General features: G+C 70.9%; 14 protein-coding genes. 5 read left to right on the forward strand and 9 right to left on the reverse strand.

Annotation, left to right across the window (positions count from 1 at the left end):
• Positions 1-53: 53 nt before the first annotated feature.
• From V6U88_RS13825 to V6U88_RS13840, 4 genes are all read left to right on the forward strand, one after another.
• The gene (locus V6U88_RS13825; protein WP_334453002.1) at positions 54-1,103 is read left to right on the forward strand and encodes an LLM class flavin-dependent oxidoreductase; all 1,050 of its coding nucleotides are present in this window, start codon (positions 54-56) and stop codon (positions 1,101-1,103) included.
• The gene (locus V6U88_RS13830) at positions 1,096-2,127 is read left to right on the forward strand and encodes an LLM class flavin-dependent oxidoreductase (RefSeq protein WP_334453004.1); all 1,032 of its coding nucleotides are present in this window, start codon (positions 1,096-1,098) and stop codon (positions 2,125-2,127) included. The genes V6U88_RS13825 and V6U88_RS13830 overlap by 8 nt, the downstream gene beginning before the upstream one ends.
• Before the next feature lie 40 nt (positions 2,128-2,167).
• A complete protein-coding gene (locus V6U88_RS13835) occupies positions 2,168-2,896 on the forward strand; it encodes an NADPH-dependent F420 reductase (protein ID WP_334453005.1) in 729 nt (242 codons plus the stop codon).
• A 99-nt stretch (positions 2,897-2,995) separates the two neighbouring features.
• Positions 2,996-3,394 carry a hypothetical protein gene (locus V6U88_RS13840; RefSeq protein WP_334453006.1) on the forward strand — a complete coding sequence of 133 codons (399 nt, stop codon included), beginning with the start codon at positions 2,996-2,998 and terminating at the stop codon, positions 3,392-3,394.
• A gap of 41 nt (positions 3,395-3,435) precedes the next feature.
• On the opposite strand, the gene V6U88_RS13845 is transcribed toward V6U88_RS13840, so the two are convergent.
• The 4 genes from V6U88_RS13845 to V6U88_RS13860 form a co-directional block, all read right to left on the reverse strand.
• Entirely contained in the window at positions 3,436-3,600 is a 165-nt protein-coding gene (locus V6U88_RS13845) for a hypothetical protein (protein WP_334453008.1), read from the reverse strand.
• A gap of 96 nt (positions 3,601-3,696) precedes the next feature.
• The gene (locus V6U88_RS13850) at positions 3,697-3,903 is read right to left on the reverse strand and encodes a helix-turn-helix domain-containing protein (RefSeq protein WP_091094605.1); all 207 of its coding nucleotides are present in this window, start codon (positions 3,901-3,903) and stop codon (positions 3,697-3,699) included.
• Positions 3,903-4,337: a DUF2975 domain-containing protein gene (locus tag V6U88_RS13855; RefSeq protein ID WP_334453011.1), complete on the reverse strand. Its 435-nt coding sequence runs from the start codon at positions 4,335-4,337 to the stop codon at positions 3,903-3,905. The genes V6U88_RS13850 and V6U88_RS13855 overlap by 1 nt, the downstream gene beginning before the upstream one ends.
• A 66-nt stretch (positions 4,338-4,403) precedes the next feature.
• Positions 4,404-5,948, reverse strand: a complete 1,545-nt coding sequence (locus tag V6U88_RS13860; protein WP_334453013.1) for a flavin-containing monooxygenase — start codon at positions 5,946-5,948, stop codon at positions 4,404-4,406.
• Positions 5,949-6,280: 332 nt separating this feature from the next.
• On the opposite strand from V6U88_RS13860, the gene V6U88_RS13865 reads away from it, so the two are divergent.
• Positions 6,281-7,243, forward strand: coding sequence for an AraC family transcriptional regulator (locus tag V6U88_RS13865; protein WP_334453015.1), 963 nt, complete (start codon positions 6,281-6,283; stop codon positions 7,241-7,243).
• A 9-nt stretch (positions 7,244-7,252) separates the two neighbouring features.
• Here the strand turns inward: V6U88_RS13865 and V6U88_RS13870 are convergent, their stop codons facing one another.
• From V6U88_RS13870 to V6U88_RS13890, 5 genes are all read right to left on the reverse strand, one after another.
• Complete coding sequence (locus tag V6U88_RS13870; RefSeq protein ID WP_334453017.1) at positions 7,253-7,555, reverse strand: GNAT family N-acetyltransferase; 303 nt, start codon at positions 7,553-7,555, stop codon at positions 7,253-7,255.
• Between the two features lie 102 nt (positions 7,556-7,657).
• Complete coding sequence (locus V6U88_RS13875) at positions 7,658-8,941, reverse strand: multidrug effflux MFS transporter (protein ID WP_334453019.1); 1,284 nt, start codon at positions 8,939-8,941, stop codon at positions 7,658-7,660.
• 192 nt (positions 8,942-9,133) lie between these two features.
• A complete protein-coding gene (locus tag V6U88_RS13880; RefSeq protein ID WP_334453021.1) occupies positions 9,134-9,571 on the reverse strand; it encodes a hypothetical protein in 438 nt (145 codons plus the stop codon).
• Positions 9,572-10,383: 812 nt separating this feature from the next.
• Positions 10,384-11,235 carry a pyridoxal kinase PdxY gene (pdxY, locus tag V6U88_RS13885; protein WP_334453023.1) on the reverse strand — a complete coding sequence of 284 codons (852 nt, stop codon included), beginning with the start codon at positions 11,233-11,235 and terminating at the stop codon, positions 10,384-10,386.
• 222 nt (positions 11,236-11,457) lie between these two features.
• A complete protein-coding gene (locus tag V6U88_RS13890; RefSeq protein ID WP_334453051.1) occupies positions 11,458-11,829 on the reverse strand; it encodes a DUF4383 domain-containing protein in 372 nt (123 codons plus the stop codon).
• Between the last annotated feature and the right edge of the window lie 166 nt (positions 11,830-11,995).

Below are 11,995 nucleotides of genomic sequence, written 5' to 3' on the forward strand. Positions count from 1 at the left end.
CGGGCTTCCTCCGGCGAAGGTCGTCGGCCGGGAGCGAGCGTGAGGAGGAGACGATGGCAGCAGAAGGCTTCGAACTGGGGCTCAACTCGTTCGGGGAGGTGGCCACCGATCACGGCCGGGTCCTGAGCGACGCCGAGACCGTGCGGCTGATCGTCGACGAGGCGCGGCTCGCGGAGTCGGTCGGGCTCGACGTGTTCAGCGTGGGCGAGCACTACCGGGAGGGCCACAACGACTCGGCCACGCCGGTGCTGCTCGCGGCGATGGCGACGGCGACCGAACGGATCCGCCTCGGAACCTCGGTCACGGTGCTCAGCACGAACGACCCGGTCCGGCTCTATCACGAGTTCGCCACCCTGGACGCGGTGTCCAACGGTCGCGCCCAGCTCGTCCTCGGGCGGGCGTCGGCGACCGAGTCGTTCCCGCTGTTCGGGTACGACCTGGCGGACTACGAGCGCCTGTTCGAGGAGAAGCTCGACCTCTTCGTCCGGCTTCAGCGGGACGAAGAGGTCACCTGGTCGGGTACGGTACGCAGCCCCCTGGTCGCGCAGCGGCTGCACCCACGGATGCCGGCGGGTGGCATCCCCACCTGGATCGGCGTCGGCGGGAGCCCGAACTCGGTCATCCGGGCCGCTCGCTACGGCCTTCCGCTCATGCTCGCGATCATCGGCGGGCGTCCGCAGCGGTTCGCCGGCCACGTCGACCTCTACCACCGGGCGCTGGAACAGTTCGGGCATCCCGTGCAGCCGATCGGGCAGCACTCGCTCGGCCTCGTCGCGGACACCGACGAGGAGGCCGCGGAGACCTGGTGGCGGTACTGGCAGCCGGTCGTGGCCCGGACCGCCGAGGAACGTCAGTTCTACAAGCCGGACCGCAAACGGTACGAGGCCGAGCTCGACCGCGGCGCGCTGTTCGTCGGTTCGCCGGAGACGGTCGCGCAGAAGATCGCCACGATGGTCCGCGACCTGCGGCTGAGCCGCTTCGACCTGAAGTACGACATCATGCACCTGCCTCGCGAGGCACGCGCGCGCACCATCGAACTGCTGGGCAGTGAGGTCGCGCCGCGGGTCCGGGAGCTGCTGGCGAAGGAGCCCACCCATGTCTGATCTCGAGTTCGGCCTCGACACCTTCGGCGACGTGCCAGAGGACGACTCCGGCAAGCTCGTTTCCTACGCCGCGGCGATCCGTCAGGTCGTCGACGAGGCGGTGCTGGCGGACGAGCTGGGCGTCGACGTCATCGCCCTCGGCGAGCACCACCGGCCGGAGTACTCGGTGTCCACGCCGGAGACCGTGCTGGCGGGGATCGCCGGCCGCACCTCGCGGATCCGGCTCGCCTCCGGGGTGACCGTGCTGAGTTCGGACGACCCGGTCCGGGTGTTCCAGCGCTTCGCCACGGTGGATGCGCTGTCGAACGGCCGGGCCGAGGTCATCCTCGGGCGGGGTTCGTTCACCGAGTCCTTCCCGCTGTTCGGCTACGACCTGCGCGACTACGACGTGCTGTTCGAGGAGAAGATCGAGCTCTTCGTGAAGCTGCTGGACGAGAAGCCGGTCACCTGGAGCGGTACCGTGCGCGCCCCGCTCGAGCAGGCCGACGTCTTCCCGAAGACCGAGTCGGGACGCCTCAGCACCTGGGTGGGCGTCGGCGGCTCGCCGCAGTCGGTCGTGCGTACCGCCCAGTACGGCCTGCCGCTCATGCTCGCCATCATCGGCGGCGCCCCCGAGCGCTTCGCCCCCTACATCGACCTCTACCGGCGGGCGGCCGACCAGTTGGGCACCACCGCCCACCCGGTCGGGATGCACTCGCCCGGCTTCATCGCCGACACCGACGAGGCGGCGAAGGAGCTGTACTGGCCGTACTACCGGGTCATGCGAGACCGGATCGGCGCCCTGCGGGGCTGGCCGCCGGTCCGCCGCGCGGAGTTCGACGCAGAGGTGGAGCACGGTTCCCTTTACATCGGCTCGCCGGAGACCGTGGCCCGTCGGGTGGCGCGGGCGATCCGCAGCCTGGGCGTCGGCCGGTTCGACCTCATCTACACCGCCGGAGCGCAGCCGGTGAGCGCCCGGATGCGCGCCGTGGAACTGTACGGCAGCAAGGTGATTCCCATGGTCCGTGACATCCTGGCCAGCTGACCAGGCCCACGGACGCCCGATCGACACCCGGAAGGACGACATGAACGACAGCGCCCCGAGCGGGCCTCAGACCCTCGGCATCCTCGGTGCCGGCAAGGTGGGCACCGTGCTCGCTCGGCTCGCTCTCGCCGCCGGCTACCGGGTACTCGTCGCCGGCTCCGGCGATCCGGCGAAGATCGCCCTCACCGTCGAGGTGCTCGCGCCCGGAGCGGTCGCCACCACCGCGGCCGACGCCGTGGCCGGCGCCGACATCGTCATCCTCGCCCTCCCGCTGGGAAAGTACCGGAGCGTCCCCGCCGAGGGGTTGCGCGGCAAGCTCGTCGTCGACGCCATGAACTACTGGTGGGAGATCGACGGCATCCGCGACGACCTCACCAACCCGCGTACCTCGTCGAGCGAGACCGTCCAGGCGTTCCTGTCCGACTCCCGTGTGGTCAAGGCGTTCAACCACATGGGGTACCACGATCTCGAGGACGGGGCGCGGCCGAGCGGCACCGCCGACCGCAAGGCCATCGCCATCGCCGGCGACGACCCCGCTGATCTCGCCGCCGTCGCCGTCCTTGTCGACCGGCTGGGCTTCGATCCGGTCGTCGCCGGCCCCCTCGCGGAGGGCGTACGGCTGGAGCCGGGCAGCGAGTTGTTCGGCGCCAACGTGAGCGCGGACGAGGTGCGGGCCATGCTCGACCGCTTCCCCGAGTCCGAGCGTGGGCGGACCGTCGCCCGCGCCCGAGCGGGAACGTCCACCGAGGCGGGCCAGCCCGACGACTGACACCCGGCGGCAGGCGGCTGGTTGCCGCACGCTGCCGAGCCGTTGGTGGCGACGGCGGGGCACTCCCCCGCCGCTCCCCGGTCGCGTACGGTCCCGAGGGTGAGCTACCAGATGTGGGTCCAGCGGTTCGTCGACGGCGAACCTGTGGCCATGCCGGGCGAGGCGTTCGCCGCCGTCTTCGGGCCGTATCTCGACCGGCTGCAGCCGGAGTTCAGGTCTGCGCGTGTCACCGTCCCCGACGGCGGTGATGCAACCGTCTACGGATACACGGGCGACGACCAGCTCGGTAGCCTCATGATCAGTCGCTTCTCACCCGGGCAGGTTCTCGACCTTCTGGTCGAGTACGCCCGCCGCGCCGACGCGGTCGTGATCCCACCCGACTGCCCCACGATGATGACCAGCGAGAACCAGCGCGGCAGCCTGCCCGACGAGTTGCGCGACCGGGCGGTGGTGGTGGCGAACGGCGCCGATGTCGAAGCGGTGCTGGCAGCCGGCTGAACCGGCCCGGCAGCAGGCCGGCCGCGCCCTGACCGGTGCGGCTACCTGCTGCGTCGGACGAGCCGGACGCCGATCGCCACCGCGCCGATGACGAGCACGGCACCCAGCAGCTGGAGGCCCGGCGAGTCGTCGGCCTCCCCGTAGACGACGCCGGCGACGCCCAGCGCGACGACGAGGACGGCGACCAGGGCGAGGAAGTACTTCATGGGGTCTCCTGTCAGAGGGCGAACCTGCCGCCGATCCTGCCGGTGGGCGAAGTCGACGATGTGTTCAGTGCGTGGCGCGGAGAGCGCCGGGGCGGTTCATTCCTCGACCCACTCGAGCAGGTCACCGGGCTGGCAGTCGAGCACCCGGCACATGGCCTCCAGGGTGCTGAAGCGAACAGCTTTCGCGCGGCCGTTCTTCAGCACCGCCACGTTCGCCGGCGTGAGCCCGACCCGCTCGGCGAACTCCCCCACGCTCATCTTGCGTTTGGCCAGCTCGACGTCGATGCGCACGACGATGGGCATCAGATCACCGCTTCCATGTCGGTCCGCAGGGTGGTGGCCTGGCGCAGCAGCGCGCGCATGACCACCATCAGCAGCCCCAGCACGGCGACGCCCACCAGCATCAGGAACAGCAGGAGCGGCAGGCCGGGGTCGGACGCGTTGAAACCGACATAGAGAAACACGCCCAGCAGCACCACCCAGGCGGCGACGACCGCCCACACGATCGCGTCCACCCACGCCAGCGAGGCGTCACTGAAGATGCGGTCGTTCTTGACCAGGGTGAGCAGCTTCCAGGTGGACACGATCACCACCTGGACGCACAGCACCCAGAACGCCGCGACGGCAGTCAGCGGCCACCTGAGGTAGGCGTGGTCCGGGGACTCCTCGGCCATGTGCGCGAACTGTCCGGGCAGGGAGAAGGTCTGCAACACGACCAGGATCCCGAACAGCACCACGAGGAAGACTCTGAGAGGGGCTACCGCCCGATGTTCTGTGAGCACCCATCGAGTATCAGTCGTATCCTATCGATTGTCAATCGGTGCGACCGCCTCCTGCGGCCGCGCGGCCGACCGGTCCGCCGTCGCGGCCGTACGCCGGATCATGCGGGGCGTGACCCCTCGGTACGAGCGCGGGTCGACGGGGAGCAGCCACTGCCGGGCCCGGGCAGCACGCCCGAGGTTGAGCCCGAGCTCGTCGAGCACCTCGTCGATGTTGTGCATCGAGAACGGGATGATGTTCGTGCCGCGGGCGTGCTTTCCGCTGGTCCGCGCCGTCATCCAGGCCAGGCGCGTGCGCACCTCGTCCCGCATCCGATCCGCTGACGGCAGGGTGAGCCCGCCCCGGAGGTAGGCGGCCGTCCAGACCGCGGCCATCTCCGCGCTGAGCGGGCTGAAGAACGAGGAGTTGTAGCCGGCGAAGGTCAGGCGCGGCACGCCGATCGGCAGGATCTGGCGGTACAGCATGAAGTTGCCGGAGTCGTCCTGGAGCCGGGCGTGCAGCGCCTCGTCGAAGAAGGGGACGTGCTGCCGGAAGCCGGTGCCACAGATCACCAGGTCCGCGGGGAGCACCGTGCCGTCGACGAGGCGGGCGGCCGGTCGTCCGCCGTCGACCAGGAGTTCGTCGATCACCCGGTCGCGGTGGACGACGATCCTGCCGTCGGCGACGCGCTCGAAGAAGCCGTCCGTGGCGAGGCTGACGGTGCTGCGGGCGATGTCCTCGAAGGTCCCGTTCGGTACCAGACCCAGCTCGCGCAGCTTGAGCTGCCGGGTGGCCACCGACCCGACACTGTCGAGCATCCGGCGGCGCAGGCCGTTCCCGGGACCGTGCAGGAACCGCTCGAAGCCCTTCAGGCTGATGTACCGGAACAGCGCCTCACCCATCCGGGTGAGCAGGAGGTACTTGTAGTTGAGCGCACCGCCGAGCTTCTTGGGCATCTTCCAGAGCAGCTCGCGCGCGACGAGATGGGTCTGGGCGGCGACGTCGCTCAGCGGGATCGCCACGTCACACGACGACTTTCCGTACCCGACGACGAGGACGTTCCTGCCTCGGGCGGCCTCCAGGTCGTGGAACTCCCCCGACGCCAGGACCCGTCCCCCGGCGGCGGTGAAGTCCGCCCGGCCGGCGAAGGACGGGACGACGGGGTCGGAGAAGATGCCGTTGGCGACGACGAGGTGGTCGTACCGTTCCAGGGTCACGGCGTCCGGCAGGTCCGTCGGCCGCGACGCGATCAGCCACGCGGTCTCGTCGTCCACGAGCTCCGCGGAGAGGACCTCGGTGGACAGCCGCAGGACGGCGTGGAGCCCGAACTTGTCCGCGTAGCTCTCGAGGTACTGCTGGACCTGCTCGCCCGTCGGCCACTCCGGATAGTGCGCGGGCATGGGCAGGTCGGAGAGATGGTAGGTGCCCTTGTTGTTCTGGGTGCGCAGCCCGGGGTATCGCCGGGTGCGGCTCCACACCCCACCGACGTCGGGCGCCTTCTCGAACACGGTGACCTCGAAGCCGCTCTGCCGCAGCACCTTGGCTGCGCTCAGTCCGGCGAAACCCGCACCGACGATGGCGATCCTCATGGCAGCCTCCCAAAGAACGTGACCCGATGACGGGGCCGCGGCGGCAGGAATGCGGCGGCGATCGCACGCTAACGAGGCCGGCGGAGGGGCCGCTATCCGATGGACGCGAGCGGTGTCCGCGCCGCGCAACCGGCCCGCGCAGACGGCCCGGTTCCCGCCCATCGGACCGTTTCCTGTCGGATCTGCGGCTCTCCCGCGCTGTTCGACACGGCCACGTCCTAGGGTTGGCGCAACCGGGCGCCCGGCCGCCAGGCCCTACCCTGGACAGACTGTCGTCCGACGAATGTCACCACCGGTGCGCAGTCACCTCGGCCCGGTTGGGAGGTGCCCAGATGGATGCCGCGACGGTCCGGACCGACGACGTCGAGCACGCCCGCGCGGAGGTGGGGCGCGTCTTCTGTCCGCACCGGCTGATCCCGCAGTCCGGCGTCCGCAACGTCCGGCTGCGGATGGAGGCTCGCCGGGTGGGCGGCGTGGGCATCGTCGACCTGGACTACGGGCGGGCGGTGCGGATCCAGCCCGCGCCGCTGGAGAACTTCTACCTGGTGCAGATCCCCCGCGAGGGCAGTACGCTGATCCGTCACGCCGGCCAGACCGTGACCTCGACGCCCGACGTCGCCTCCGTCCTCTCGCCCTACGACGCCTCGGACATGCACTGGTCCGAGGCGTCGCCGCACCGGATCTTCTACGCCGACCGGCAGGCCGTCCACCGGGAACTCGCCCGGTTGCTGGGCCGCCCGGTGGACGGCCCGGTCCGCTTCGACGTCGGCATGACCATGAACACCCCCACCGCGCAGGCGTGGACACGCGGGGTGGACTTCCTCGCCGACGAACTGTCGCAGCCCACGGACGCGTCCCTCCTCGACCACCCACAGGTCGCCGGCCGCTTCGAGCAGGCACTCATCGGCAAGCTGTTGCTGGCCCACCGTCACACCTACACCGACCTGCTCGCGGAGCCGGCCCAGCACCCGACCCCCGGGCGACTGGTCCGGCGCGCCTGCGCCCTGATCAGGGACCACCACGGCGAGGCACTGACGGTCGGGGACGTCGCGGAGGCGCTCCGGGTGAGCGTACGGACGCTGCAGGACTGCTTCCGCCGGGAGTTGCAGACCACGCCGACGGCGTACCTGCGCGCGTGCCGGCTCGACGCGGTGCACCGTGCGCTGCGCGCCGCCGGCCCCGGGGCGTCCGTGACGGCCGTCGCTCTGCAGCACGGATTCGCCCACCTCGGCCGCTTCGCCGGCGAGTACCGGGCCCGCTTCGGCGAGTCGCCGTCGACGACCCTGCGTCGCTGACCTCGGCGCCTACTTGACCTTGCGGGTCGATCGCACCACGAGGTCGTCGTACTCGGGGTGCTTGCCCAGCCATTCGCTGAGGAACGGGCAGATCGGCACCACAGTCCGGCCCCTGCCGCGCGCGTCGTCCATCACCGCCCGGGCGAGGAGCGATCCCACGCCCCTGCCTTCGAACTCCGGATCGACCTCGGTGTGCGTGTAGGCGATGATGTTGCCGGTCAGCTGGTAGGTCACCAACCCGGCCACCGCGCCAGACTCGTCCCGCGCCTCGAACCGCTCCCGCGTCGGCGCATCAGTAACCGTGAACTCCACGAGACCATCGAAGCACGGCTGCCGTCGGCACCGCCTGTGATGCCGACAACGCCGAGGGAGCCGCACCCGGACACCGTGGCCGGGCAGACCGAGCCGCGGCCGTCAGTGCGCCGCCACGACCACCGCTTCCGGCTGGAGGCCGACGAGCCGGGCCGGCCGCACCACGACGAGCAGCACCACCATCGCCGCCACCATCCCACCGGCGACGACGAGGGCCATGGCCACCGCGCCGGTGCCCAGCACGCCCACCAGGGGCGCGGCCAGCGCGCCGACACCGAACTGCACGGCGCCGAGGAGGGCGGACGCCGTACCGGCCGCTTCGCCGTGCCGGGACAGGGCCAGGGCGGGCGCGTTCGGAATCGCGAGGCCGGCCGCCGCGAGCACCACCCACAGCGACACCAGCAGGCTGGGCAGCCCACCGAGACCGGTGGCGGCGAAGGCGAGCAGCGCCAATCCGGCCACGGTCCCCACGCTGAGGGCGGCGACGAGGATCCGCTGCGGTGAGTAGCGTCGCAGCAGCCGTACGTTGAACTGGGTCGCCGCGATCAGCCCGACCGCGCCCGCGCCGAAGGCCAGCCCGAACTCCTGCTCGTCCAGCCCGTACTGCTCCTGCAGGACGAACGACGACCCGGCCACGTAGGCGAAGAGGGCCGCCATGGCCAGGCCGGCCACCAGCACCAGGCCCACGAAGGTACGGTCCCGCAGCAGCGAGCCGTACAGGGTCATCGTCCCGACCACCCCGCCGCGCCGGCGCCGCTCGACCGGCAGCGTCTCGCGGAGGCCGACCACGGCGACCACGACGAGCAGCACGCCCATGGCGGCCAGGGCCACGAACACACCCCGCCAGTCCGTCCAGCGCAGCAACGCGCCACCGAGGGTCGGCGCGAGGATCGGCGCCGCCCCCATGACCAGCAGCAGCCGGGAGAGCAGCTTGGCGAAAGCCGCGCCGTCGAAGAGGTCGCGGACCACGGCCATCGCGACCACGGACGCCGCCGCCACGCCGAGTCCCTGCACCACCCGCAGGGCACCGAGAAGCGCGATGTTCGGTGCGACGACGCAGAGCACCGACGCCACGACGTGCAGCGCGATGCCGGCGATCAACGGCACGCGCCGGCCGACGGCGTCGGACAGCGGGCCGATCAGCAACTGGCCGACCGCGAGGCCCGCCAGCGTGCCGGTGAGGGTCAGTTGCACCGCCGCCGCCGTCGTGTGGAAATCGGCGGCGATCGCGGGCAGCGCGGGCAGGTACATGTCGATGGTCAGCGGGCCCACTGCGATCAGCGACCCGAGCACCAGGACGAGCCGCAGCCGTTGTCGGGGGCTGAGCAGGTCACCCGGCGTCGGCGCGCCTGACGCACTGTCCGGGGCGTCGACGGTGGCGGTCATCGGGTCGTCTCCGGCCGGCCGTCGCGCAGCCGGGCCGGAAGCAGGTCAGCATTCACATCTGGCTGCAAACCCAGATCCGGCGATCTGATTCCCCGTGAGCGAAGAGGTATCGGAGGTCACAGCCGAGCGGATGCTGTCATCGGGGGTCCGCCGGTGCTCGGGCCGCGCTGGTGGCGCGGCCCGAGGCCCGGGTCAGTCGGCCGGCGGGACGTACGTGTCGCAGACCCGGCCACGCTCCGCCCGGGCCACCGTGGTGCCGACGCAGAGCCGGACCCGCGGCTTGAAGCCACCGAACAGCAACTCGGCCCGGGTCTGGGCGGTCGTCTTACCAGGAGTGCACAGCGTGGCGAAGGTCCGCCACACGATCTCGTCGGCCGGCCCGTTGGTGGCGATCTGGACCACGCCGCACCGCCCGGGGGCGTTGACCGCGAGCGTCCCGTTGACCGCCACCGGCGGTACCGGCCGCTCCGGGATGCTCATCATCATGTCGTAGCTGCCATAGGCGCTGACCCCGGCACGCTCCAGCGCGAAGTCGCTGTCGGCGGAGGCCGTGGCGGGGGACGCGCCGGCCACGAGGGCGATACCGGTGACGGCGACCGCACCGAAGATCCTGACACCGAGTGACGTCATAATGCACTCCTTTCGAAAGGCCCACCGATCGGGCGGGCGAATGGGCCGGCGTCCACGGTGGTCGCACGCCGAGGGTGAATGGCACGACCACGATTGACGGAACGCCGGACGGCGCCGGCCGTTTGATGATTCGTCGGCGCCGGCCACGATGAGATCGCATCACCGATACGCGGTCAAGGAGTTCGGCGGGCCCGGGAGACGCTGCGACGGGCGCGGCGGAACACTTTCGCTGTTCAGCGTCGGCGGCGCCGGCAATCAGCACCCACGGATGTGTCATTCTTCACTGCGGCGGCGGCCCGCACCATTTCACGATTGTCGCAACGAATTCTTTTCGCACACATATTCGTTGCCGGGAGACGGTCACCGTCGCCTTTGGGCAGCTGAGTCCCGCCCGGGTGGCCTGCCCCGGTCGGCCCGAGCGACGCCGTCGCGCGACAGGCACGGCGACGCAGACGGCGTGTTCGCCGGCCGACGGTCCGACGGGAGTTCGTGATGAAAGAGAACGGACAATGGCGATTGATACGCGGTGAATCTGCACCGTCGGAAGACTGCGCCGACGAGGGGAATGTTCAACACCTCGACATAATCGACCGCGCTGATCTCCGCGACTCTGCCCGGCGGACAGCCGATCGGAGCAAATGTGAACGCCGGCCACCAATGGGTGGCCGGCGCCGGGTGGGCAGGCATGGAGAACGAAAGGGCCGCTCGGAGCCGAGGCGACATCTGACGGGCCGAGACTGGAATGGGCCGATGCGACGCCGTCCAGTGCTCCCGACCCCGGTGTCGTGGGGCCGGCGTGTCAGGAGGTCACGTCAGCGCACCCGCCGGGCGGTGAAGCTGGCCGGTGGCGCGGCGATCGCGTCCTGGGCCGCGATCAGCTGGATCTCCCGGGTGCCCGCCGCGAGGGTCGCCTCCAGGACGGCGAAGACGGAGGCGATGGTGCGTTCCAGCGCCGTCGCGGGCGAACCCGTCGTCCGCAGGTGCGCCAGGTACAGCGCCGCGGTGACGTCGCCGCCGCCGTTGGGGTTGATCGGCAGCAGCGGCGTGGTCACCGCCCAGGCGCCCTCGTCCGAGACGGCCACCACCTCGAGTGAGCCCTCCGGCACGTCGCCGTGGAGCACGCTGGTGACCAGGACGTGCCGTGGTCCCGTCTCGCGCACCACGTCGACCGCCTCCAGCAACTCGGGCAGGGAGGTCGTCGTACGGCCGGCGAGAAAGTCGAGCTCGAAATGGTTCGGGGTGATGATGTCGGCGCGCGGGACGACGATGTCCCGCATGTACTCCGGGATGCCCGGCCGCACGAACATGCCGCGGTCGGTGTCGCCCATCACCGGGTCGCAGCAGTACACCGCGTCCGGGTTGGCCGCCTTGACCTTCTCCACCGCGTCGAGGATCACCGCGCCCATCGCCGGGTCACCCTGGTAGCCGGACAGCACGGCGTCGGCGCTGCCGAGGACGCCGCGGTCGGCGATGCCCGCGATCACATCGGCCACGTCGGCCGGCGCCAGCAGCGGCCCCCGCCACGCGCCGTACCCGGTGTGGTTGGAGAAGTGCACCGTCAGTACCGGCCAGACCTCGTGCCCGAGCCGCTGGAGGGGGAACACGGCCGCCGAGTTGCCGACATGGCCGTAGGCGACCGAGGACTGGATGGACAGGATCTTCACCGGCTCATCATGGCGGGTCACGCCGGCGGTCGTGCGTACTGCCCGCCGTTTCTGTCGGGTGACCCACTCCGTGGCCTTCCTTCGAGGGACACGGACTCGCGGCGCGCAGGGCCGGGGTGGCGGCAGAGCCGCCACCCCGGCTGCACCTCGACCCCGGTGGTGAGACGAGGTACTACACGCGCCCAGCGACCTGACGGGCGCTGCGGCACAGGTTCGTGACGGTCAGCGGCGGTCGGCGGGCCGGCGGGTCAGGGCCAGGCCGAGGGCGATCATGCCGAGGCCGAGGAGCAGGTGCAGCCAGTTGTCCGCGCCGTTGAGCGGCACGAAGTTGGCGCCGCTCTCGTGGTCGATGACCAGACCGTAGAGCCAGAGCACCAGGTAGACCGCGCCGCCACCGATCAGGTAGCCACGGGCACCGGAGATGGTGCGGGCCAGCGCGAGCCCGGCGACGCCGAACGCGAGGTGCACCAGATTGTGCAGGATGGACACCTGGAAGAGCCCGAGCAGCTTCGCCTCGGACTCGTGCCCGGCGAACATCATGGTGTCGTAGTTGCTGGTGATGCCCGGGATGAAGCCGAGCACCCCGACCAGCAGGAAGACCGCGCCGACGGCCTGGGACGGCCGTGCGTACCGGGTGCTTGGCGGCCGTGGCGGCGGAGGTGTACGGCCGAGCCGGATGCTCCTATGGATGTCAAGTGGTGTTGAGGGCGGCGAAGTCGGCCATGAGTGCGGCGTGGATTTCACGGACGATGTAGCGCTT

The sequence above is a fragment of the Micromonospora sp. CPCC 205739 genome (genome assembly GCF_036906795.1).
Lineage (GTDB): Bacteria > Actinomycetota > Actinomycetes > Mycobacteriales > Micromonosporaceae > Micromonospora.